Source organism: Inquilinus sp. KBS0705 (assembly GCA_005938025.2).
In the GTDB taxonomy this organism is placed as follows: domain Bacteria; phylum Bacteroidota; class Bacteroidia; order Sphingobacteriales; family Sphingobacteriaceae; genus Mucilaginibacter.
The window spans coordinates 190986-216007 of record VCCI02000002.1; the positions used below are offsets into that span (position 1 = coordinate 190986).

Below are 25022 nucleotides of genomic sequence, written 5' to 3' on the forward strand. Positions count from 1 at the left end.
AGAAAGTGGGCGGACAACGCAAAGTACGTATGGCTTAGTGTGGGCCTGCTTTGATACATTTACATAAACATTCAGCTTAATGCCTACTAACCAATTTTGGGGCGCGCAACCACCTTCCCTTAAAAAAGGCGACAAAGTTGCCATAACCTGCCCCGCCAAAAAGCTGTCCATACCCATGACAGATGCTGTAAAATTGTTAAGCAGCTGGGGCCTGGAGGTTGTTTTGGGCGATACTGTAAACGCATCATACCATCAATTTGCGGGCGATGATGCCTTTAGGGCTAAAGATATGCAGCGCTTTATTGATGACGATAGCATTAAGGCCATTATAGCCGCTCGCGGCGGTTACGGTACTATCAGGATGATAGATATGGTTGATTTTAGCCGCCTGGCTACGCAACCAAAATGGATGGTTGGCTTTAGCGATATTACCCTGCTGCATTCGCATATCATCAGCAATTACGGCTTGCCTTGTATACACGGGCAAATGCCGTTAAACATCCCGGATGCATCGGCCTATTCGCTCGAAACCTTGCGTAAGGCATTGTTTGGCGAGGAATTAAGTTATCAGTTGGCACCTAATCCATTAAACCGCGTTGGCGAAGGTAGTGGCCTATTAATTGGCGGCAACCTATCGTTACTGATAGCCGCATCCGGCTCGGTAAGTGATATGGATTATACTGGCAAAGTGCTTTTTATTGAGGATGTGGGCGAGTACCTGTACTCGATAGACCGCATGTTGCGCAACCTAAAACGTGCAGGTAAGCTTAAGCATTTGGCCGGCCTTATTGTAGGCGGCTTTACCGATATGAAGGATAACGATATCCCTTTTGGTCAAACCATCCCGCAAATTGTGATGGATGTAGTGCAAGAATACGATTACCCTGTTTGCTTTGATTTCCCGGCGGGCCACGTGCCTAATAATTGCAGCCTGGTGCTGGGCAAAAAAGTAAATCTTTCCGTTAACAACAACCTGGTTGATATTAATTACCTATAAACACATCTTAAACATTTACATTATGGCATTATTTGGCAGTTTAAACAATTACCGCAATACCGGTTTATTAATTATCAGGGTGGGCCTGGGCGCAATGATGGTGTACCACGGCTATCCCAAATTATTAGGAGGCCCCGAGGGCTGGGCCGGTTTGGGCACTTCAACAAAATATGTGGGCATTACCTTTTTACCTGTAGTATGGGGCTTTTTGGCTGCAGTAGTAGAAACCTTAGGCGGCTTTTTGTTTTTAATAGGCCTTGCCTTTAGGCCGGTTTGTTTGCTGCTGCTTATTAACCTTATAGTAGCCGCAGCTACCCATTTTGGCAAAGGCGATGGCCTGCAAGGCGCGGCACATGCTGTTGAATTAGCCTTTGTATTTGCAGGCTTACTTTTTGTAGGGCCGGGTAAGTATAGCGTTGATAAAAAATAGGCTATTTAATTAATGGCTCTTCCGTATACCTTTTTTACGCAATATAGTAACCCTGTATAAAAGATGCACCTGCTGCGGTAAGTTTTAGCCCAAAGATTACTGTCAAATAAAAAGCCCGCTTCGGTAAATACCGAAGCGGGCTTTTTAATGTTATATACTCAGTATTATCTTGAAGTGAATTCAAGATCTTCTTGTACCACACGGTAGCCACCACCACCAATGTATTGGTAGTTAACGTGGAACGTTTTAGTAGCAGGATCGTAAGTATTAGTTAACCCAGGTACCGGCTCGATAGGTTGAGCAGGACTAACTGAGCCACCAACCGTTACTTTGTTAGTAGCAGGGTCAACAGTAAGTTCTAAATCATAACCACCAAGGTCACCTACAGTAGTTGAAACTGTGTTTGGACCATTGGTACCTAAATATTTAGCCTCATCTATCGGTCTTGGACCACCTGTAGGGTGTGTAAATACACCTGTTGCATGGTAGTTACCTTCTAAGTAGTTTTTGATACCAACTGTTACAAGAATAGTATCTTTTCCTACTTTTGAAGTCAGGCCGCTTGCATCGGATATTTCGTAAGCAATTGCATATTTTTTGGTCAAATCGAATTTCGATCCGTCCAGTTTTACAGCAAATTTTTGGATATCCTGTCCTGCACCAAAGTTAACTGTGATGTCGCCACCTATAGAACCGCTAAGTGCTGCGTTGTTTAAAGACGCAATAGTTGTTGGTAAAAAGGTGTAATCAAGGTATGCCGAATCAACTGCAACTAAAGCAAGAGGCTTTAGAGTGACGGTGATTGCCTTTTTTAGATCAGCACTACTTGCTGCGTCTCTCCTGATGTTAAACAAGGTAACTTCCTTTATATCAGAAAACTTATCAAAGTATAAGTTTCGTAAAGGGGCTTCGTAAAGTCGTACAAAGGATGTACCCTTACCTTCTGATTGCTCGCCCTGGAATGAATCTTTACGGCAAGAGCCGAAAAGAACAACTACCGAAGCCGCAACAGCCAGATATTTTATTAAAGTATTTTTCATATCTTTTATTTTAAAAGTCTGTTAAAAATTATTGTACATCCCACCAAACACGTGAGTCTTGGCTATCGCCACCCGTTAACCTTGCAACAGCAGCATTTACGTTATCGGTGTTACTACCGTACTCGGTTGATGCATAGGTAAACCTTCTAACAATTTGTTTAGATGTGTTTACAGCATCAGGAGCAGGGGTTAACTCAGGATAACCCGACTTGCGCCATACATTCCATCCCTGATGACCATCCGGATAGCTTGTTATCCACCTTTGGATTGCAATTGCCTTAGTATTAGCACTTGTTAAACCAGGCTGAGGAGCATCAGTAACCACTACACCCGCTTGGGTATAATAACCTGCTGCTGGTGCACCAACACCCCATTGCTCATATGATTGATCAATACCACTTTTGTAAGTAGATCGAACCGATTCACCTGTCCAACCCAAGTTAGCAGCTTCTGCCCTGGCCAACCATGTTTCGGCAGATGTGATAACATAAACAATACCATCAGCAGCACGTAAATCGCCACGTAAAACACGTGCCCAATCATTGTTAGCATCGGTAAATGCAATTGCCTTACTACGTTCTAAACCGTAAGGGTTACCATTACTTGATGAACCTGTGCTACCTGCAGCTTCAGAATCGCCACCGTATGCATTGGTACGTGTATCGTTAAAACCTTTCATAATATCAGTCAAGGTTTGCGCTTCTGCATAATCTTTACGACCATCGTACAAGCTGTACCAGTTGCTTTTGTAGCTACCGCCAGGGAATTTAACCTGGAAGTTATCTGCGTTTGAAGTAATGCCACCTGCAGCTAAAGCCGCTTTAAATTGTGTTGCAGCATAATCGCTTGCGCCTGGGAACCTTTTTGACATTTGTACAGCAACCAACATTCTTAAAGAGTTTGCTGCCTTTTTCCACTTAGCAACATCACCACCATAAATAACATCACCGGCTAATGATGACGAACCATCAAAAGCTGCTACAGCTGATGTCAAGTTGGTAAGGATACCTTTGTAGATATCTTGTTGCTTATCGTAAACAGGGGTTATCGCATCTAAGCCTTTAAGGGCTTCGCTGTAAGGCACATCTCCCCAATCATCGGTAATTACCCAAAACAGGTACTGCTGTAATATAGATGCAGCTACTGATGTATTTTTGCTTTGGTTTAAGTTAATGATATTCTGCAAATCGTACAATATACCGCTGTAAGTACCTGTAAAAGAGTTTTGCGGTGTTGAATATAACGACGTACCAGAATATTGGGTTTCTGTAAAATACTGTGCGTACTGGCCGCCAGAAATAGCCTCTGTAAAATTTGAGGCATAACCGGCTACACCCACTTCTGCATTAGTTAACAGAGCCGAAATGATAGGCGTTGTAGTGGCCGCAGGGTTTACGTTTGTATCCCCAAAGTCGCTAGGCTTTTTACAACCGGCAGCTCCCCAAATCAATGCGGTTGTAAGTGTATATAAATATATTTTTTTCATCTTTTTATTGTTTAAATAATGTTTTTAGTTAAGCAATTATTAAAAACTTAAGCTAAGGTTAAAGCCTATGCCTCTTGTACCTGGCAATTGGCTTTGTTCACCAGTAACTGCACTGATCTGTGATGGATCAAAATCTTTTGTTTTGGCATATAATAACCAAAGGTCGCGACCAACAACTGCAAATTTAGCGCTCTTGATGTATTTAGAGATACCTAATTTAGCAGTAGGGATACGGTAACCAATAGAAAGCTCACGTAATTTTACGAAAGTAAGATCGTATATGTAATCATCAAAAGTTTTGTTGTTGTATAAGTTTTGGAAATAATCCTTAGCATTAACATAAAAGCTAACAGGGTTACCATCAACATCAACACCTGTGGTATGTACACCACCACCATCGGCAACAGCATCACGTATTGGGTTACCTTTATCGTTAACACCTGCAGTACGTGCAGTTAAACCGCTGTATGAACCCCACTGGTTTGATAACGAAACGAATTTACCACCAAATTGGTAGTCAATATTTACTCTCACATCAAAATCGTGGAACAGGTTGAAACTGTTTTGTAAACCACCCTGGTGTTTAGGTAATACGCTACCAAAGTATACGTTAGGATCATTTTTGTAGAAACCATTTGCATCAAGTACAGGCACACCTGCAGAGTTACGAAGGATACCATTACCAAAAATTTGACCCCACTCTTTACCTTTTTGTTGAATTAGGTAAGGCATGGTTGAACCCCAAACTTGTTGGCCACTAACGTTGATACGATCAACTTTGTATTTGTTGCTTATTTCTACAATGGTATTTCTAATTAAGTTTGAATAAGTTGCAGTAATATTCCAGTTAAAGTTTGGCGACTTAACAGGAGCAGCATCTAATTTAAACTCTAAGCCTGCTCTGGAGATTAAACCAATGTTGGTTAATATAGATGAAAAGCCAGAGGCTCCATTAACAGAGAGGGTATATGGTAATCCTTTTTGTGTAGCAGTAAAATAAGTAGAGCTAAAGCCTAAACGGTCATTCAGGAAGCGTAGATCTAAACCAAACTCTGTTGAACTAGCCACCGCGCCTTTAATAGCCGGGTCAACAAATTGATCTGGGGTAGCCATCAGAATGTTTCCGTTAAACTTGTTTGAACCCACTCCATAAGCAGAGCCCGGGTATCTGTAAGCACCGAAATTTTCGTTATTTGTTCCCAATGCATTAGGAATCTCTCCCCATGGTACTCTTGCTTTACCAAAGCTTAACCAGCTATCTTGTCCTTTAAGTAATTCGCTGAAAACGAATGAACCACCTAATGATTTTGATAAAACGCTATTGTGATCTGATGGTAAGGTTGAATACCAATCGTTACGTAAGCTACCGTTGATGAACAACACGTTTTTATAGCCTACGTTCAATAAACCAACTATTGCATTATATTTTTCTTTAACCCTACCGTTACCAAATGCCGGGTTAGATACCGAGTTACCAATGGTAAACAAGTTATCAATACCTAAACCGTCTACAGTACTTGCAGATAGGTCTTTATATGTCAGGTTATAAGAGTCTGTACCAACACTTGCATCAATGCTAAAGTCACTGATGGTCTTTTTATAGGATGCTAAAAACTCATAGTTTTCGCGGTTTGAGTTGTACTCGCTTGTTGAGTAGTAACCTTTACGACCAGTTTGTGTTTGGCTGTATTTTAACTCGGAATACTCTCTGCCTTCGTAATAACCAAACTCCTGGTTTTTACGGTAAGTAGCCCTTAAGTTTAAATCTTTAGTGATTTTGTAAGTTAAAGCTACGTTTCCGTATAAACGGTCGCGGTTTTGGTATTGTTTGTAAAAATCCTGGTAGGTATAAAAGTTGTACCAGTAGTTACCAGCATAAAATTTAGAAGGATTAGCCGGGTCGTATGCAGTTGGGTTTAAGTGGTTCCAGCTTACATAGGTACCATCCGGAGATTGTAACGCTCTTAATTCTTTCATGATGTTCATGTCGATATCACGGTGATACCATGAACTGAATGAACCTGAGGTTTGGTTAGCGTAGCTATCATTTACCTCACCATTAACCTTTTGGTTTACGTAGTTGATGTTAGCAGAAAAGTTTAATTTTTTGCTAATATCGTAGCTTGCATTTAAGTTTAAAACGTTCTTTTTCAAATCCTGTGTAGGGATTAAGCCTTTCACATATTGATTGTTGTAAGATAGTTTGAAGCTATAATCGTCTGCTGCTTTGTTAAACGCAATAGAGTTGTTCAAATTCACACCTGTTTGGAAGAAATCTGAAGCACTGCTTGGCTGCGGATCCCAGGTTGCTGTTTTGAAAGAATATTTAGTACCTGCTGCCCATGCATACCAAGGTATATATTCTTGACCAACCAATTTAGGGCCCCAACTCGAGTCATCGCTATAGTCAGGGTAGTATTTGCCGCTTAAAGCTTTCCAGCCATCAGGGTCACCAGCTTTCCAGGTATACTCGGTAAAGTCGGCATTTGCACCACCACCATAAGAGTTTTGGTAGTTAGGCAAAATGTAAGCCTTGTCAAACTGCGCACCTAAATTTACATCAATACCAACACCGCCATTCTTTTTGGCTTTTTTAGTAGTGATTACGATAGCACCGTTAGCACCTTGCGAACCAAACTGTGCAGATGCAGCAGGGCCTTGTAATACCGAAACGTCTTCGATATCATCAGGGCTAAGGTCATCGGCGTTTGGCAATACAGTACCATCAACAACGTACAAAGCACCGCTACCAGCACCAAAGCCACCGGCACCACGAAGACGAACCTCGGTGTTACGGCCTAAAGCTGCTGATGATTGGCTACGTACCTGTAAACCTGCAACTTTACCCGCAAGGGCGTTGTTAAGGTTGGTTTGACGCACTGTGTTCAAAGCTGTAGCACCAACAACCTGCGCAGAGTTTGAAGATGAACGTGAGTTTGATTTGATACCAAATACACCCGTTACAACTACTTCGCTTAGTTGGCTTGCACTTGAAGCAAGTGAAACGCTTACTACATCAGTTGAGCCAATAGCAACTTGTTGCCTTGAAAAACCGATGAAAGAAAAGGTTAATGATTTTGCCGTTGCTGGCACGGAAAGGGTATACTTACCCGAAACATTGGATTGTGTACCAATTGTTGTTCCTGTTACTGTAACACTTACTCCTGGTAACGGCAAACCGTCATCCTTTGAAGTAACTGTACCAGTAATCGTACGATTTTGTGCATAAACCTGTGCTATGCCTAACATCAGGAAACACAAACTTACTAGTAGAAGTTTTTTCATGTTTGTTAATAATAAGATCAGTTAATAGTTAATTAATCATAAAAGTAGTGTTACGTTATCAATAAATCAAATTAATTGTTAAAAAAACATGCTTTTTATAAAAAATAATTCGCTAATAGTCCCAAAAAGAATAAATAATTAAAAAATATAGTACTATGTATTGCATAATACATTCTAAAACATATATCTTTGCATTATGATTGTTGAAAACACCCAAACCCAAATGAGGAAAGGCATACTGGAGTATTGCATACTTTCCATTATAGCAAAGGGCGAGATATATGCATCGGATATCATATCCGAATTGCGCAAAGCCCGGCTGCTTGTTGTTGAGGGTACTCTATACCCTTTATTAACCCGGTTAAAGAATAATGGCCTGCTGTCGTACAACTGGGTCGAGTCTACATCGGGGCCGCCACGCAAATACTACATCCTGTCTGACGAGGGCCGAAAGGTGCTGGAGCAGCTTGATGGCACATGGCAGGAACTTTTATATGCTGTACAAACTGCCATAGGCGACAGAAACAATTAAATCACCCTATTAAACTATCACCATCATGAATAAAACTATTATCATCAACATAAACGGCACCGTTTTTCATATAGAAGAGGATGCCTATGATATACTTAAAACCTATATGACCGAGGTTAAGCGTCATTTTATGAATTCGGCCGACAGCCTCGAGATCACTACCGATATTGAGAACCGCATTGCCGAAATGTTTAACGAGATTTTGCTTAAAGAGGGCAAACAGGTTATTGTTGAATTTGACGTAACCAAAGTGGTTGAGCAAATGGGCTCGGTACAGGATTTTGAATCGGCCGAAGACGAAAGCCCTAAGGGCGCTCACCCCCACTATGCTTATAATACCGAAAGCCGCCGCCTGTTTCGCGACCCTGACGACCACCTGATTGCAGGTGTATGCTCGGGCATTGCCAGCTACTTTGATTTTAACCCGGTATGGATACGCCTGCTGTTCGCTTTTTTAACACCAATGGGCGGTGTAGGCTTTATACTATATATAATACTATGGATTGTTGTGCCTAAAGCAGTTACCCGTGCCGACCGCATGGCCATGAAAGGCCAAAAGCTGGACCTGCAAGGTTTTAAAAACAACTTTGAAGAAGAGCTGAGCGGTGTGCGCAACAGCCTTAACAATATGGGCCAGGAAGCTCGCCCCCTTATTTATAAAACCCGCGATTTTGCCGGCGACTTTTTTGGCCACCTGGGTAATTTTATAGGCGGTGCGGGCAAGGTTTTATTAAAGTTAATTGCTATTACCATTTTACTATCGGCATTTGCTGCCATAGTAGCTTTGGTTATTGCCGTAGTAACTGCTTTTGCTTACGGCAACAGCAATATGGGCATTTACCATATATTCCCTTTTAACATTGTAAACCACCAGGTAAACAACATATTTATAGTGGCGCTATTAATAATGTGTATTATTCCATTGCTGTCTATCATATTAGCTATTATTAATTTTGTATTTAAGGGCAATGTAATTAACCGCACAGCCGGGTCGGCATTGTTAATGGTATGGGTGGTTGCCTTAAGTGTAGTTATTTACTACACAGCAAAAACCAGCGCCGAATTTAAAGCCGGTGCAAGCTTTAGCCAAACCATCAACTTAAAACCTGTTGCCGATAGCACTTATGTTTTAAAGCTGAACGATATTAAATACCTAACCAAAGAAGATAGTATACGCCTTAAAATTAAAGAAGATTTTAGGGGCAAGATAATTCTTGACAACGACGATGATAGCAATATGGATATGCCGGATAGGAATATCGATCTGTATATCGAAAAAAGCGACGTTGCGCAGCCGGTATTGGTAGAATCGTTTAGCGCGCGCGGCAGCGATTACGAAGATGCGTTATTTAACGCCCGTGGTACTACTTACCAATTTGTGCAGGATGGCGCTACCTTAAAGTTTAACCGCCGACTTGAAAAACAAGACGACAGGTTATGGCGCGCACAGGAATTGCACCTTATACTTAAAGTACCATTGAATTATAAAGTGGTGATAGACCAGGATATGGACAGGTTTGTGCGCGATTTAAGCGTATGGGATTGCAAAAACGTAAACAAGCAGGAAAACGCGACATCGGCCAAGTTTATAATGACCGAGAACGGCATACAATGCAAGGTTGATACTGTGGTGATACCATTAACACCGGCCCAAAAAGCAACTGCTGACAGCTTGAAAAAAATTGGAGAATAATGAAACTAATTATTAAGCATATAGGCCTGCTGATCTTCAGCGGGCTTATATTACCTTTCTATTATTATGTCAGCATTAGCCATGCTGCTCATCAGCAGCGTGTTAATGCACTTGATAAACAAACAGTGGTTGAAAAACCTGTAGAAAATGGCTTTTCTATTTATAGCGAAGTTGCTAAAATAGCCTTCCCGGTATTAAAAAGTTTATTTTAAGTGTAACCTTAGGGGGTATTTTATCATCTTATATAAAAACGCAACATCGCCTTAACGCATAAATTATATATGTTATGAATAAAACCTCACAAAGCACTACCATCTAACCATAGGGATATAAACCCGCAATAACACAAACAAACTATTTACTTTTTAAAAAATGAAGGGAAACCTTCCAGGGATATCTATTGCCAAATTTTTACACCATGAAAACGCTTAAATTATTATACATCATATTATTTACCCTTGCATCGGCCACCATGTATGCAATGGGCAGCAACCCGCCAAACCTAACCGTTTCGGGATCATTAAAAAACGAGCAGGGCAAACCTGTAGACTATGCCACCGTAACCTTATTGCGCGCGGCCGACTCTACAGCGGTTAAAAGCACCTTAACTAACGATGCCGGTATATACACTATCGACCATATTGCCGAGGGCAAATACATTGTAAAGGCTACCAACGTGGGTTATCAAACCAGCTATAGCCCCGCCTTTGAAATAATAGCGGCGCAAAGCGCTGTTACTGCACCCGCCATTACCATGCTGGTTAGCAGCCGCAATTTGCAAGGCGTAAGCATTGTAGCCGCCAAGCCATTAATTGAGCGCAAGATAGACCGCACTGTAATGAACGTTGAAAACAGCGTACTGGCGGCAGGTAATACAGCCATGGAAATATTAGCCAGGGCGCCCGGCGTTACGGTAGATAAGGATGATAACATTAGCCTTAAAGGTAAGCAAGGGGTAACGGTTATGATAAACGACAAGCTTACCTATCTTACCGCCGCCCAATTGGCAACCCTGTTACGATCTACCGATGGCAATACCATTAAATCTATCGAGATAATTACCAACCCATCGGCTAAGTACGATGCGGCGGGCAATTCGGGTATCATCAATATCAAGCTAAAAAAGAACACGCAATCGGGTACAAATGGCAGCATTACCGCCGGTGTGGCTAAAGGCCGTTACTGGAGGGATAATACCAGCTTAAACCTTAACCATAAAGAGGGTAACTTAAACGTATTTACCACCCTAAGCCGTGGTGATAACAAACGCTTTCATGACCTGGGCCTAAACCGGGTAGTATCTGATAGTTTGGGTAACAAAAACTATTTTAACCAGCTATCGCACATGCCAAGCGCAAACCACTATAATAATTACCGCCTTGGTGCCGATTATGACCTTACAGCTAAGCATACCATTGGCTTTGTGGTAAGTGGCTATAATAATACCGGTTACGACGATAACAATACAGCTACCATAATAGGTAAACAGTTTGGTGTCGCCGATTCATCGTTAAATACCATATCAACCGTTAACCAGGCCTATAAAAATTTTGCCGTTAACCTTAACGACAGGCTAAAAATTGATACCAACGGCCAAGAGTTGAGCTTTGACCTTGATTACTCTAAATTTAAAAACAACTCAAACGCCCAATACACCACCAACTATTTTTTACAGGATGGCAGCCCGCAGCATGCTCCGCAGTTATTACGCAATCAAACACCATCGGTTATTAGTATATACACCGGCAAGGTTGATTATGCCAAACCGCTAAGCAAAACCATAAAACTGGAAACAGGCGCTAAGTTTAGCAGTGTTAAAACCGATAATGATTTGCAGGCGCAAATAGGCACCATAGATGCGAACAACAATGTTGATTATATAAACGATATTAACCGTACCAACCGCTTTATTTATGACGAAAAAATAGCCGCGGGTTATATCAATTTAAACAAGCAGTTTAAAAAAGCATCTATACAATTAGGCTTACGTGCTGAGCAAACCCGATCTAACGGTAACCTAATGGGCAGCACACCGGTAAAACGCAGCTACCTTAACCTTTTCCCGAGTGTGTTTGTTAACCGCACGCTAAATGATAAAAACGAGATAAGCTTTTCGTATAGCCGCCGTATAGACAGGCCGGGGTATGATGACCTGAACCCTTTTGTTTATTACCTTGACCCTTACACCTACTCGCAGGGTAATGCGTTCCTTAACCCGCAATACACCCAAAATTTCGAGTTTAATTATACTTACAACCACTCGTTAAACGTAAGCCTGGGTTACAGCCGCACTACCGATGCCATAACCGAACTGATATTATCAGAGGGTAATAAAACCTTCGAAACACACCAAAACTTACAAACCCAAACCGGTTACAATATTAATGTGAACAGCCCCTTTACTATTACCAAATGGTGGGAAGGTAATGTAAACCTTACCGGGTTTTACCTGGGCTTTAAAGCTGATACACTGGCCGGTTTCAATTTTAACACAGGCAAGGCGGCTTTCCAGGGCCGTTTAACGCAAACGTTTAAGTTTTCGGGTTACCGCTTAGAGGTAATGGGCGATTACCAGTCGCCTTTAACATATGGTATATATAATATTAAACCACGTTATGCGGTAGATATGGGTATAAGCAAATCGTTCATGAACAAAAAGCTTAACCTTAAGCTGGCTTGTGACGATGTATTTAAGATACGCCGTAACGACCTAAGCAGCCACGCGCTAAACAATAACTTTGATATAAAACAACGCAACGATACAAGAGTTGGCCGCTTTACGGTTACCTACAATTTTGGTAACAGTTCTATCAAATCTCGCGAGCACCGCAGCGGCGCCGACGACGAAAAAGGCAGGGTAAAAAGCGGAGGATAATACCCCCTACCCCCCTGAAGGGGGAACTACTGTTCTTTTTAAACTAAAAGGGCATCCAGCAATTGCTGGATGCCCTTTTAGCATTCAAAAATTCCCCCTTCAGGGGGGTAGGGGGTTACCTACTGCACCATAAACACCGCGTTGCTAAACAGCAGTTTGCCATTTTCCCAAAAGCTGCGGAACAATGGGTCGTCCACCATGTACACTACCGATCCGCGGCCCATTTCCTGCACGCCAAGTAATAGTCCGTTGTTAATTTTTTGTTTGGACACCACACCTGCAAAGCCCGATGTATAGCTATCCTTTTTAACTGTACCTACATTCCAGCCATCATCCTCGCCTAACAGCTCGTAAATATCATCGTTTAACTTTAACGAGTAGTAGTAATTAGGCATACCAAAGCCAAGCGGATGGGTATTATCCAGGTTCAATTTAAATATAGCGCCTGGTATAGATGATGATATAGCATCACGATCGCGGTTGGCGTATATTTTAACATCTGGCGCCTTTTGTTTGTCTTTGTCCTTATCGTCCTTTTTATCTTCTTTCTTTTTGATGGCAAATCCCTTTTTATCGGCTAATTGCTCTACCGCGCTTTCTAATGCGATGAGTTTACCGCCGTCGCGTACCCAGCTCGAAATTTTTTCCGACGGGAAATCCGCATAACGGCCATCAGGAAAAATAGCGATATCATAATCGCCAAGCTTGGTACGGCTAAGGTCCTGGTACCTTACCAGCGTTATAGGGTAGCCTAATTGCTGTTCAAATAAATGCCATACCTCGCCCATCGCTTCTGAGTTTACGCCATCACCGGCTATTAAAGCAACCCTTGGTGTTTTAATATAACGCACCACATCCGAACCAACATCGTTACCCTTATCAACAAAGCCCGACGATAAAGGCACCAGTTCATGATCGAGCGAGGCCGCTGTTTGGGTAACTACCTGGTCAAAATCAGGACGGTCATTTCCGGCTTTGGTGATAAGTAAGGACCCGGCCGAGAATTTTTTACCTGCCGATTCGAATGGTTTTTCGGAATACCTAACCTTTATACCCTTTTTAAGCAGGGCGGCTAAAAAGCGCGCATCGGCGACCGACTGCCATGCCGATACATAGGCATAAGCATGTGTACTGGTTAGCGGCTGTGGCTTTATAACGTTCCAGGTGGCGGTGGCCGGTTTGTACGATTCTTTTACACCATAGGCCGTTAAGCCATAAGCATAAGGCAATGCCCATGCCGTAATATCGTAAGTAGCCGAATCGGGTATGATGGTTTTAGGCTCCAGCAATACATGCAGCAATACCGATTTTGGCTGATAGGCATTCACCACCAGATCATTGGCCCCTACGTTGTATTGCTCGGTTTTACCGGTCATATAATCAAAGCCCGTCACCGTTTTATTGGCCAGCCCAAAACCGTATTGTATACCGTTGCGGGTAAGCATTTTGGCCAGCGTGCTCACTTTTTCGTTATTGTCGTTTTTTATCACATAGGTTTTATACTGCCCCGGCGGGTTAGCTTTACTATTGTCAAAAAACTTCTTGTACTCATCTAATACTTTCTGCGCGTTTGCCGACACGATCTCCACTGTGCTTAAGGCTGTCGAATGGTGGTGTGCCACACGCTGTACCAAGGTAAGCGTATCGCCGCTGCGGGTAACTACAGCCAAACCGGCGCTGATGCCCCCCTGCTCGTAAGTCATACCTATTGAGCCATTATACAGTGGATAAGTATCGCCGTATGATGGATAAAGCAGGTCAAACTCCTGCTTGGTAAAATACATCCAGCCATTTTGATCGAAGTACTTGGCATTGTTTTTACCTATGGTCACCTGAAAATCGCGCTGCCATTGGGTAATATCTTTATGGTATGGTTCGGCAGCGGGCGCAAAGTAGTAAGGGGCATTGTAGCCTTGTTCGTGGTAATCTACATGCACTTCGGGCAGCCATTGGTTGTATAGGCCAACACGGGCCTGCGTTTCTTTTTGTGCCTGCCATGCCCAGTCGCGGTTCAAATCAAAGTAATAATGGTTTACCCTGCCTCCCGGCCATGGCTCGGCATGCTCGCGCGATGTTGGCATTGGGTCGGGCGCTAAGCCCTTAACCGAGTTATAAAAGTTTACATACCTGTCGCGCCCATCGGGGTTTAAGCAGGGGTCAATAACCACCAGCGAGTTTTTTAACCACTCCTTGGTGCGGGCGTTAGCGGGGTCAACCATATCAAACAAGGTCCACATTGCTGCCTCGCTTGATGCCGGCTCGTTACCATGCACGTTAAAACTTAGCCAGGTAATCACCGGCGCATTGGCTATTGGCGTGCCGCTTTCTAAACCGGCTAAACGCAGGTTGTTGTGGCGTATTTCTTCAAGCCTGCCAATGTTCTCGTCAGATGCGATGAACATGGCCAATAAAGGCCGCCCTTCGTTTGTACTGCCGAATTGCTGCAGCTTTACATTTTTAGATGCCCCGGCAACATATTTAAAGTATTCAACAATACGGTAATGGGGGGTAAATTGTGTGCCCAGCTTGTATCCTAAAAATTCTTCGGGCGATTGAATTTTTTGAGCGAAAATTGATTGCGAAAACACAACCGTAAAAAACAGGAGGCGTAGTTTTTTTATCATAATAAATAATAAGAGGTAGCAAAGGCTAATCTAAAATATTTTTTTGACGTTTAATAACGCCGGCGATAATTGGGCGAGTAGAAAATGCCTGTAAAACTTGTTTTATTGCAATTAAATATTATATTAGCAAGAGAGGGGTAGCGAAAATAAACGAAAATTTTAGCTATAGACCACGAAAAAAATGGAATAATTTATAGCCAAAAGTAGAATGGTTTAGGCCCATACGTGCTGTAAAGCTACTTTTTTATCAAAAAAGCCTTGATAAAGAAAACACCATCCAAATTTGGTCGGCGCCAACCACGGTTAAACAAAAAAACGCACATTTGTAAAAGCAGATGACACCCTTACAGGCACTTCAAAAATATTTCGGATATAACCAGTTCAGGCACTCGCAGGAAGCCATTATTGAGCATGTTTTAAACAAGCAGGATGTGTTGGTATTGATGCCTACCGGCGGCGGTAAATCGTTATGCTACCAGTTGCCCGCGGTACTGCTTAACGGCTTAACCATTGTAATATCGCCCTTAATAGCCCTGATGAAGGACCAGGTAGACAGCCTTAACCTTACCGGCATACCGGCGGCTTACCTCAACTCCAGCCAAAGCCCGGAGGAACAAAAGGACATAGCCATACAACTGCGAAACAACCAGATAAGGCTGCTATATATAGCCCCCGAGCGTTTATTTGGTGCCGATAATAAGATGATGGCCTTTTTGCGCACCCTCAATGTGGTGCAAATAGCTATAGATGAGGCACATTGCATATCGCAATGGGGCCACGATTTTAGGCCGGAGTACCTGATGCTTGCCGGCTTAAAAGCCGAATTCCCCAATGTGCCGGTTATTGCGCTTACCGCAACAGCCGATAAGCTTACCCAAAAAGATATACTGGAAAAGCTTAACCTGCACCAGCCCAAGGTGTTTACATCATCCTTTAACCGCGAAAACATCACTTATAGGGTTATCCCCAAAAAGAACAGCTTTAGCCAGCTGCTTAACTTCTTAGATAGCCGGAAAGATGAATCGGGTATAATTTACTGCCTGTCGCGCAAATCAACCGAGGCTTTGGCCGAAAACCTGAAAGATGAAGGTTACGCCGCAGCAGCCTATCACGCAGGCTTAATCCACGATATTAAGGCCCGCAACCAGGAAGCCTTTTTAAAAGACGAGATAAAGATAATTGTAGCCACTATAGCCTTTGGTATGGGTATCAATAAGTCTAATGTGCGCTATGTGGTGCATATCGATCTGCCCAAAAATATCGAAGGTTATTACCAGGAAACCGGTCGCGCCGGCCGGGACGGCCTGGCATCAGACGCTTTGCTGCTTTACTCTCCCGGCGACGCTATTAAGCTTAAGGGCTTTGCCACGGTAGAAAACAATGAGGAGCAAAGCCGCATTATGCTTAAAAAGCTGGACGATATGGTAGCTTATTGCCAGCTGCATGCCTGTCGCCGCCAGTACCTGATGCACTATTTTGACGAACCATTCCCGGATAATTGCGGCTCTTGCGATTATTGCCTAAGCGAGTTCACCAAATTTGACGGTACGCTTATCGCACAAAAAGCGCTATCGGCAGTAGCAAGGATAAAGGAACGGTTTGGCGCTACATATGTGATCGACTTTTTACGCGGATCGAAAAGCGAGAAGATATGGGCCGACCATAAAGCCCTTAAAACTTATGGCGCAGGCGCAGATATCAGCAAAGCCGACTGGCAACGCTACCTGCGCGAATTGATAGCGTTAGGGTACCTGCAAGTGTCAGACGATGGCTATTCGGCCCTAAAGCTTACGCCAAAAAGCGAGGGTGTTTTAAAAGGCTTGGAAAAGGTTGAACTGATATCATCGCAAACCATTGATGAGCAGCAACACGAAGAGCTGGCTTATGAAACCGACCTATTGGCCGATCTGCGCAAACAACGCCAGGATATCGCTATCAGTGAAAACGTGCCCGCCTACATCATTTTATCGGATGCATCGCTTATAGAAATAGCCACCTATTTACCCCAGCTAATGGATGAATTGAGGCTGATATCCGGCTTTGGGGATGTAAAACTGGCTAAGTACGGGCGTGAGTTTTTGGCCGTAGTTACAGCTTACAGTAAAGAAAAGGGCTTATCCTCAAAAATGTCGCAAAAAGCCGCTAAGCGCGAGCGCAAACCTAAAAAAAGTAAAATAGCCGATACCGCACGTTTAAGCTTTACGCTGTTTAAACAGGGTAAAACGCCCGCTGACATTGCAGCCGAACGCGGGTTATCGCCTATGACAATTGAAAATCATTTAACTAATTTTGTAGAAACCGGCGAACTGGATGTGTATGATTTTGTTGTAAAGCAAAAACTACCCGCCATTAAGGATGCCGTTGAAAGCTATGGCAATGAGCGGCTTTCGCCATTAAAAGAAGTATTGGGCGATGCCTACACTTATACCGAAATTAAGGCGGTTATTGCCTGGATGAATTATACAAACAAAGCCGAAGTATCAAACTAAGCGTTAACAAATGACCACTACCGAAGATATTTACCAGCTATACCTGCAACACCCTGTTATTAGCACCGATACACGTAAAATAGTACCGGGGAGTTTGTTTTTTGCCTTAAAGGGCGATAAGTTTGATGCCAACACCTTCGCCCAAAAAGCTGTAGAAGCAGGCGCGGCATATGCTATAGTTGATAACGCTGCCTACGCATTGGGTAAGCAATATATTTTGGTTGATGATGTTTTAACCAGTCTGCAAAACCTAGCGGCGCACCATCGCAGGCAGCTAAACATCCCGGTTATTGGCCTTACGGGTACCAACGGCAAAACCACTACAAAAGAGTTGATCAATGCGGTATTATCACAACAGTTTAAAACACTGGCTACGGCAGGTAATTTAAATAACCATATTGGTGTGCCACTTACTATACTAACCATCAACAATACCCACGAGATAGCGGTTATTGAAATGGGGGCCAATCATCAAAAAGAAATAGCCTTTCTTAGCAGTATTGCACAACCTACCCATGGCCTGATAACCAATGTAGGCAAGGCTCATTTGGAGGGTTTTGGTGGAGTTGAGGGCGTTAAAAAAGGCAAAGGCGAGCTATATGATTACCTGGCGTCAAACAACGCAGAGGAGAGCTTTAAGCGTGTGGCTTTTATTAATAGTGATGATAAAGTCTTACTGGAGATGCAACAAGCCCGCTCTTTAACCAATGGCGTGTATTACGGCACCGGGCCCGGAAAAAACCTGGTTACCGGCGAATTGCTCGAGAACTCACCCTTACTCACCTTAGCATATACCAATAACAAAACCGGCGAAAAGCACGCCCTAAAAACACAACTAACGGGCGCTTACAACTTGCATAATATATTAGCGGCCATAAGCATCGGCGTGTATTTTGGGTTAAGCGCTGATAAGATAAGCGCAGGCGTTGAGGGTTACCAGCCTAAGAACAACCGCTCGCAAATGATGCAGACGGCTACCAATACCCTTATATGCGATTTTTACAACGCAAACCCAAGCAGCATGTTTGTGGCTATAGAAAATATGGACAAGATAAATGCCGATAAAAAGGTGCTGATATTGGGCGACATGTTTGAAATGGGAGAAGAATCGGCAACAGAACACACCGCGGTTATCAAAAAAGCCGAAGATGCTAATGTAACTGAGCGCATTTTTATAGGCAAGGATTTTAGCAGCCAACAATCTGAGGTGACAAATACGAACCTGATCAACACTACTTTTTACCTTACTGCCGAGGATGCCATTATCGGCCTTAAAGATAACCCTATTACTAACGCCACTATACTTATCAAAGGCTCTCGCGGTATGGCTTTAGAACGGCTGGTAGAGTTGTTTTAAGCCTGCAACACCAATTCCGCCACTTCTTCGCCTACCAGGCTGCCCATGGCTACACCCATGCCATTGCACCTTACAGCACAGTAAATATTGTGTTTAATTTGTTTTACTATCGGGCTTATCGTTTCGCCAAAACCCATAATTCCGCTCCACCAGTAATCTATTTCGGCTTGTTGGCCAGGGAGTATTACCTTGTGCAGATAATCAGTTAATTGTTGCTTTACGCTATCGGTGTGTCCAAAATCGTGTGTCTCCTCGGCTTTAAAATCCAGGTTGCGGCCGCCGCCAAATAGCACCCGACCATCTATATTGCGGAAGTAGTAGTAACCGTCGTTAAAGTGATAAGTGCCCTGCAGCTTTAAGCCTTGTATGGGTTTAGTAACCAGCACCTGCCCGCGGCCGGGCATTACATTCAGTTCTGGGTATAGCTGGCTTGCAAATGCATTCGTAGCCAATATAATCTGCTTTGCTTTAAAGTCGCCCTGCGATGTGCTTATATGTATATGCGTGTCGTGATTATCGATAGTCGATACCGCGCAATTGTTCAGTACCACCACATCTTGTTGGTATACCCTATTCAATAATGCCCGCATCATTTTGCCGGTATGTATCTGCCCCTCGAAGGGGTTGTATATCATCCGGCTTACGTTAGCAAAACCAAAATCTGCAATTTTAGCATCTGCTACTGCATAAATGTCATGCCCGTCTATCGCGGGTTTTAATAATTTATTTAGGTATTGCAATTGGTCTATAGCTTCTTCGGCTTTGCCTTCCTCGCCTTGCATAAACAACTCGTAGCCGCCATGCTGATAATAGTCAATATTCGCATCGCCCAGGTTTTGCCGCAGTCGTTGTAAACCGCGCCACTTATAGTTAGCCAAAGTAACTACTTCTTCTTCGGATGAGCGTTTTAATGCCTCTAATTGTTCAGAAACCGTCCCAAAACAGGCAAAACCGGCATTTTTGGTGCTGGCGCCACTGGGTAAAAAGCCACGCTCTAAAACCAACACTTTAAGTTTTGGCTGCTGCGCTTTTAAATGCAGGGCAGCGCTTAGGCCTACTATGCCGCTGCCTATGATGATCACATCGGCATTATCAATAAAAGCGGTGCGCTCCCAGTAAGAAAATTTGTTCTCGTCCAATACGTTGTTATGTTTTACGGAATACTTTTTGAAATAGTGAATTTATAAAACTATTGAGATATGAATCACTTGTTATTTGTTACCTATAATTCGGCCTGGCTGCTTATGATAGTAGTTGCCCTGGTCAGCTTTATTGTTCAATGGCGTTTCAAAAGCAAATTTAAACAATATTCGGAAATGCCGCTTTTATCCGGCTTATCCGGTAAAGATGTAGCCGAACGAATGCTGAAAGATAATGGTATTTACGACGTAAAGGTAATATCTGTTGAGGGACAGTTAACAGACCATTACAACCCCGAAGATAAAACTGTAAACCTAAGCCCCGATGTTTACCATAGCCGCAGTGTTGCTGCAGCAGCGGTAGCCGCTCACGAATGCGGGCACGCTGTACAGCATGCGCGGTCATATACCTGGTTAAGTTTCCGCTCGGCCATGGTGCCTATTGTTAATGTAGCATCAACACTAACCCAATGGACGCTGATGATAGGCATTATGCTGCTATTTTTTACTCATAACCCCTTTGTATTGGCGGTGGGTGTTGCCGCTTTAGCTTTGGTAACCGCTTTTAGCTTTGTTACGCTGCCTGTAGAGTTTGATGCCAGCAACCGCGCCTTAGCATGGTTGGCGAATAACTATACCATTATGCAAACCCGCGAAGAGCACGAGCAGGCTAAAGATGCCCTATGGTGGGCCGCCATGACTTATGTGGTTGCCGCCTTAAGTGCGTTGGCTACCTTACTTTATTACGCTTCGTTTTTATTTAACAGGCGTAACTAAATGCACTCATAATAAATTATTAAAGGCCCTTGCGTAGCAAGGGCCTTTTTGTTTAATAAACGATAGCTTTCTGTAACGCTTTAGTTGACTGCTTCGTCATCTGGGTATTATGAAAAAATACATCCTCGTTTGCCTGGTCGCCATGGTTGCATTACAGGCTTGTAAAAAAGACAATATTAACGCATCTGCGGTTAAAAATGATAGTATAGTTGCCGACTCTTCTGCCACAGCTCTTATGAACACTGCAGCTATACCATCCACCTTTATTTATAAATTGATAAACAAAAAGCTCGGTTATAACAAACATTTTAACCTGGATGTAAATGCTGATGGCACACCTGATTACAGCTTTACCACGGTGTTAATTATGCAAAACAATAAACCCTATCTCTATTTAATTATTAACCCGGTATCGGGTACAGGTAATAAATTGCTTATACAAAAGGGGCAGCCAAATGTATTTAATAGCTTTTACACGTATCCACTTAAAAGCGGTAGCAAGGTACAGCCAACCACCGGTTATAAAACCGATTGGAATTCACCCGGTCAAAAGGGCGTTATAGTTGGCTCTACAAGTGTTGGAGCAAACAAGCAATATGCGGGTTTATGGGCAAACCAAATTGATAAGTACCTCGGTATTAAATTTTATATTAAAGGCAAAGCGCACTATGGCTGGGTAAAACTTAGCCACATAGGCTACAAAGATGAAGTGGCTTTGAGCGAACTGGCCTACAACAACATTGCAGAAATGCCCATACTTGCAGCAGAGAAATAATTAATTCGATATTTAACAAGCTTAATAAACAAAAAAGTTCCCTCGCACAGTGCGAGAGAACTTTCAATATCTTCTACTCCCGAAGGAAGGGCAAATTAATTTAACCGGTAAGGCGCAATCAAATAAAATTCAGGTATTTGTACGTTAAAAACCGAATTATCTAAAAGGCGTTCCATTTGGTACTCGCCTTTCATGCTGCCCATATCTGTTTTTAGGTTACAGCCACTTACATACTCGTGCGAGTTGCCAGGCTCAATTATGGGTTGCATACCTACTACACCTTCGCCCTCTACTTCGCGCTTGGCTCCGTTAGAGTCGAATATATACCAGTGGCGGCTAACTAAACGTACGGCATAGTTACCCATATTCTCTATATTCACTTTATAAGCAAACATAAAATGGTCGTTCACCGGGTTTGAATATTCGGGCTGGTAAATTGTTTCAACTGAAACCTTAACACCTTCAGTTATAGTAGTTGCCATTGTTATTGTATCTCTCTTTATTTCAAATATATAATAATCCTAATAAATACTATGCCATTTCAAAGCTATATTTTTTATCCACTTCGGCTAATATATCCATTATCTCTTCAACAGTAGCGGCGGTAACAAGTTTCATTCTGTGCTCTTTAAAATCTGGCACACCTTTAAAATAGTTGCTGTAATGGCGGCGCATTTCAAAAATACCGGTGCGCGGCCCTTTCCATTCCATTGATTTTTGCAGGTGTGTTTTGCAAACCTCAATACGTTCGGCAATAGTGGGTTTATCCAAGTGCTCGCCCGTTTTAAAGAAATGCTTTATCTCCCTGAATATCCATGGGTAGCCGATAGCGGCACGGCCAATCATCATCCCATCCACGCCATATTCCATGCGCCAGTTGGCTGCCTTTTCAGGCGAATCAATATCGCCATTACCAAAAATCGGGATCTTTATCCGCGGATTCTTCTTTATTTCGCTTATTAATGTCCAATCGGCAACACCTTTGTACATCTGCGCGCGCGTGCGGCCATGTATGGTTAAAGCTTTAATGCCTACATCTTGCAGTCGTTCGGCCACTTCGTAAACGTTTTTGGTATTATCGTCCCAGCCAAGGCGGGTTTTAACAGTAACCGGCAAATGTGTTGCATTTACTACAGCTTTTGTCATGGCTACCATTTTATCAATATCCTGCAACAGGCTTGCACCCGCACCACGGCAGGCCACCTGTTTAACCGGGCAGCCATAGTTTATATCCATCAGGTCCGGGCCGGCTAATGAGGCTATCTCGGTGGCTTCGCGCATGTGGTCTATATCGCTGCCAAATATCTGGATGCCAATGGGGCGTTCGTATTCGAAAATGTCCAGTTTCTGGCGACTTTTAGCCGCGTCGCGTATTAGTCCCTCGCTCGAAATAAACTCTGTATACATCATATCCGCGCCGTTTTGCTTACACACATAACGGAACGGCGGGTCGCTAACGTCCTCCATCGGTGCAAGTAACAGCGGGAACTCACCTAAATCTATATTTCCTATTTGTACAGACATGCCTTATCTTTAAGCCCTGCAAAAATACGCATTTTTAAAGCAAATGGTAAAAAAGCCTGTAAATCAACTCTCTCCCGGCCTACAGTTTCCTGTATTCATTGTTGTATCAGTGGCTGTTATAATAATAGGGTATATTTTGGCAGTAGCAGTTATAGGCGGGTTATACGGCCTTAATGCCATAATGGATATAGCCAATTTAAACTTTAGTAACCCTAAAACCGCCAGCGCGTTATACCTATTACAGGTAATTAGCACCACACTGCCCATTTTTATAGCCCCTGTTTTTTTTGCTTATGTAATAGTAAAAGAGCCTGCCCCTTACTTAAAAGCCACATCCGCTTTCCCATGGGTATTAATACTGATCACATTTGTTTTGATGTTTATCTCCTCGCCGTTTATGGAACTGCTTAGTAACGTTAACCAGCGCATGGTTTTACCACCCTATTTAAGCGGCGTTGAAAAATGGATGAAACAAAGCGAGGAAAGTGCCGAAAAACTCACTATGGCCATATTAAAAATGGACAATATAGCAGATATGCTAAAAAACCTGTTTTTGGTTGGATTTTTAACTGCCGTTGCCGAGGAATTTATGTTTCGGGGCGTTTTGCAAACCATACTACAGCGGTGGACTAAAAGCACGCATGCTGCCGTTTGGATAGGCGCGGCATTGTTTAGTGCCTTTCACATGGAGTTTTACGGTTTTTTACCGCGGATGTTTTTAGGCGGCGTTTTTGGTTACCTGGTAGCCTGGAGCGGTAGCATATGGCCGGCAGTTTGGGCGCATTTTTTAAATAACGGCACAGCAGTAGTGGTAACTTACCTTTACAATAAAAAACAAATAAGCTTTAACCCCGAAGACCAGCATTTATTTAGTTACGTGTACTATATATTTAGCCTGATAATTATTATAATTTTGCTGCTGGTTTATAAAAACCTTGCAACGGGCAAAAAACAAAGTCCTGCTTTTAATGGAGAAGAACTGGGTTAAAATTTTTACATCCACCAACTACTATCAATCAGAAATTGTTAAGCAAGTGCTTACCGGCCATCATATTGATGCTGTTTTGCTAAATAAGCAGGCGTCATCGCACCAAAATTTTGGCGATGTTGAGGTGTATATTCACCAGGAAAACTTTAGCCATGCAATTGAGATAATGATACTGAACCAAATTAATTTATGAAGACACGCGCCATAACAGGCTTCTTTTTTATTATAGTGATGCTTGCCTCGGTGCTTTTAGGGCATTACACCTTCGGCATATTTTACCTTGCGCTTAGTTTAGTTTGCCTGCACGAGTTTTATGGGCTTAATATAAAAAGCGGCATACAGCCTAACCGGGCAACCGGCTTTATAAACGCTGTTTTTATTTACGTATTGTTTGCATTAATTACCTACCAGGACAGCCCTATTTACCACAAGCTATTGCTTTTACTAACGCTTACACTTAGCGCAGTTTTTGTGCAAGAACTTTTTAAAATAACCGTAGCCCCTTTTACCAATATTGCTTACACACTGCTGGGTTTAGTGTTTGTTATTGTGCCCTTTACGTTTTTTCATGCTTTGGCTTATTTAAAGGGAAGTTTTAATTTTCATATGCCCTTAGGCTTTTTATTGATGCTTTGGGCTAATGATACCGGGGCGTATTTAGTAGGTATGAGCATTGGCCGCCATAAGTTATTTGAGCGCCACTCGCCTAAAAAAACATGGGAAGGCTTTTTTGGAGGCGTGGCAATAAGCGCGGGTGTAGGCTATATACTTAGCCTTTATTTTACCGAGCTTGATTGGCAGCACTGGGTAACCGTTGCTGTATTAATTGGCTTTTTTGGCACCATTGGCGACCTGATAGAATCAATGTTTAAACGTAGCATCAATATAAAAGACAGCGGCGGCATACTACCCGGCCATGGCGGCTTGTTAGATAGGTTTGACGGTTTTATACTGGCTGCGCCAATTGTTTATACTTATTTATACTTCGTTGTAAATGCTTAATTTTACAAC

General features: G+C 42.8%; 20 protein-coding genes. 13 read left to right on the plus strand and 7 right to left on the minus strand.

Features of this window, described 5'->3' with window-relative positions:
- The first annotated feature begins 79 nt into the window (after positions 1-79).
- Together FFF34_012205 and FFF34_012210 are read left to right on the plus strand one after the other, a co-directional pair.
- Positions 80-997 carry an LD-carboxypeptidase gene (locus FFF34_012205; protein TSD64662.1) on the plus strand — a complete coding sequence of 306 codons (918 nt, stop codon included), beginning with the start codon at positions 80-82 and terminating at the stop codon, positions 995-997.
- A 22-nt stretch (positions 998-1019) separates the two neighbouring features.
- Complete coding sequence (locus FFF34_012210; GenBank protein TSD64663.1) at positions 1020-1427, plus strand: DoxX family protein; 408 nt, start codon at positions 1020-1022, stop codon at positions 1425-1427.
- 164 nt (positions 1428-1591) lie between these two features.
- Here the strand turns inward: FFF34_012210 and FFF34_012215 are convergent, their stop codons facing one another.
- The 3 genes from FFF34_012215 to FFF34_012225 are packed head-to-tail and all read right to left on the minus strand — an operon-like array spanning position 1592 to position 7238.
- The gene (locus tag FFF34_012215; GenBank protein ID TSD64664.1) at positions 1592-2467 is read right to left on the minus strand and encodes a hypothetical protein; all 876 of its coding nucleotides are present in this window, start codon (positions 2465-2467) and stop codon (positions 1592-1594) included.
- A gap of 28 nt (positions 2468-2495) precedes the next feature.
- Positions 2496-3953 carry a SusD/RagB family nutrient-binding outer membrane lipoprotein gene (locus tag FFF34_012220; GenBank protein TSD64665.1) on the minus strand — a complete coding sequence of 486 codons (1458 nt, stop codon included), beginning with the start codon at positions 3951-3953 and terminating at the stop codon, positions 2496-2498.
- Between the two features lie 39 nt (positions 3954-3992).
- Positions 3993-7238, minus strand: a complete 3246-nt coding sequence (locus FFF34_012225; protein TSD64666.1) for a SusC/RagA family TonB-linked outer membrane protein — start codon at positions 7236-7238, stop codon at positions 3993-3995.
- Between the two features lie 196 nt (positions 7239-7434).
- Between FFF34_012225 and FFF34_012230 the strand changes: the two genes are divergently transcribed.
- The 4 genes from FFF34_012230 (at position 7435) to FFF34_012245 (ending at position 12338) form a co-directional block, all read left to right on the plus strand.
- Positions 7435-7770 (plus strand): PadR family transcriptional regulator, encoded by a 336-nt coding sequence (locus FFF34_012230; protein ID TSD64667.1) that lies wholly within the window; start codon positions 7435-7437, stop codon positions 7768-7770.
- A gap of 25 nt (positions 7771-7795) precedes the next feature.
- Positions 7796-9463 carry a PspC domain-containing protein gene (locus FFF34_012235; protein TSD64668.1) on the plus strand — a complete coding sequence of 556 codons (1668 nt, stop codon included), beginning with the start codon at positions 7796-7798 and terminating at the stop codon, positions 9461-9463.
- A complete protein-coding gene (locus tag FFF34_012240; protein ID TSD64669.1) occupies positions 9463-9675 on the plus strand; it encodes a hypothetical protein in 213 nt (70 codons plus the stop codon). Before FFF34_012235 ends, FFF34_012240 begins: the two co-directional genes overlap by 1 nt.
- Positions 9676-9881: 206 nt before the next feature.
- On the plus strand, positions 9882-12338 hold the full coding sequence (locus FFF34_012245) for a TonB-dependent receptor (protein TSD64670.1): 2457 nt from the start codon (positions 9882-9884) through the stop codon (positions 12336-12338).
- Positions 12339-12457: 119 nt separating this feature from the next.
- Here FFF34_012245 and FFF34_012250 read toward each other — a convergent pair whose 3' ends face one another.
- A complete protein-coding gene (locus FFF34_012250) occupies positions 12458-14962 on the minus strand; it encodes a zinc carboxypeptidase (GenBank protein ID TSD64671.1) in 2505 nt (834 codons plus the stop codon).
- A 335-nt stretch (positions 14963-15297) separates the two neighbouring features.
- Between FFF34_012250 and recQ the strand changes: the two genes are divergently transcribed.
- Positions 15298-17451 (plus strand): DNA helicase RecQ, encoded by a 2154-nt coding sequence (recQ, locus tag FFF34_012255; protein ID TSD64672.1) that lies wholly within the window; start codon positions 15298-15300, stop codon positions 17449-17451.
- Between the two features lie 10 nt (positions 17452-17461).
- Complete coding sequence (locus FFF34_012260) at positions 17462-18808, plus strand: UDP-N-acetylmuramoyl-tripeptide--D-alanyl-D-alanine ligase (protein TSD64673.1); 1347 nt, start codon at positions 17462-17464, stop codon at positions 18806-18808.
- Here FFF34_012260 and FFF34_012265 read toward each other — a convergent pair.
- A complete protein-coding gene (locus tag FFF34_012265; GenBank protein ID TSD64674.1) occupies positions 18805-19947 on the minus strand; it encodes an FAD-binding oxidoreductase in 1143 nt (380 codons plus the stop codon). The two genes, FFF34_012260 and FFF34_012265, sit on opposite strands and share 4 nt — an antisense overlap.
- A 60-nt stretch (positions 19948-20007) precedes the next feature.
- Between FFF34_012265 and FFF34_012270 the strand changes: the two genes are divergently transcribed.
- Both FFF34_012270 and FFF34_012275 read left to right on the plus strand, forming a co-directional pair.
- Positions 20008-20724: a zinc metallopeptidase gene (locus FFF34_012270; protein ID TSD64675.1), complete on the plus strand. Its 717-nt coding sequence runs from the start codon at positions 20008-20010 to the stop codon at positions 20722-20724.
- 109 nt (positions 20725-20833) lie between these two features.
- Entirely contained in the window at positions 20834-21499 is a 666-nt protein-coding gene (locus tag FFF34_012275) for a hypothetical protein (protein TSD64676.1), read from the plus strand.
- Between the two features lie 95 nt (positions 21500-21594).
- Here FFF34_012275 and apaG read toward each other — a convergent pair whose 3' ends face one another.
- Positions 21595-21981: a Co2+/Mg2+ efflux protein ApaG gene (gene apaG, locus FFF34_012280; GenBank protein TSD64677.1), complete on the minus strand. Its 387-nt coding sequence runs from the start codon at positions 21979-21981 to the stop codon at positions 21595-21597.
- Positions 21982-22030: 49 nt separating this feature from the next.
- On the minus strand, positions 22031-23023 hold the full coding sequence (gene dusB, locus FFF34_012285) for a tRNA dihydrouridine synthase DusB (protein ID TSD64678.1): 993 nt from the start codon (positions 23021-23023) through the stop codon (positions 22031-22033).
- A 43-nt stretch (positions 23024-23066) separates the two neighbouring features.
- Here dusB and FFF34_012290 point away from each other — a divergent pair, with 43 nt between their 5' ends.
- The 3 genes from FFF34_012290 to FFF34_012300 are packed head-to-tail and all read left to right on the plus strand — an operon-like array spanning position 23067 to position 25013.
- Positions 23067-24011, plus strand: a complete 945-nt coding sequence (locus FFF34_012290; protein TSD64679.1) for a CPBP family intramembrane metalloprotease — start codon at positions 23067-23069, stop codon at positions 24009-24011.
- A complete protein-coding gene (locus FFF34_012295; GenBank protein TSD64680.1) occupies positions 23992-24204 on the plus strand; it encodes a hypothetical protein in 213 nt (70 codons plus the stop codon). The genes FFF34_012290 and FFF34_012295 overlap by 20 nt, the downstream gene beginning before the upstream one ends.
- Complete coding sequence (locus FFF34_012300) at positions 24201-25013, plus strand: phosphatidate cytidylyltransferase (GenBank protein ID TSD64681.1); 813 nt, start codon at positions 24201-24203, stop codon at positions 25011-25013. Before FFF34_012295 ends, FFF34_012300 begins: the two co-directional genes overlap by 4 nt.
- Positions 25014-25022: the final 9 nt, after the last annotated feature.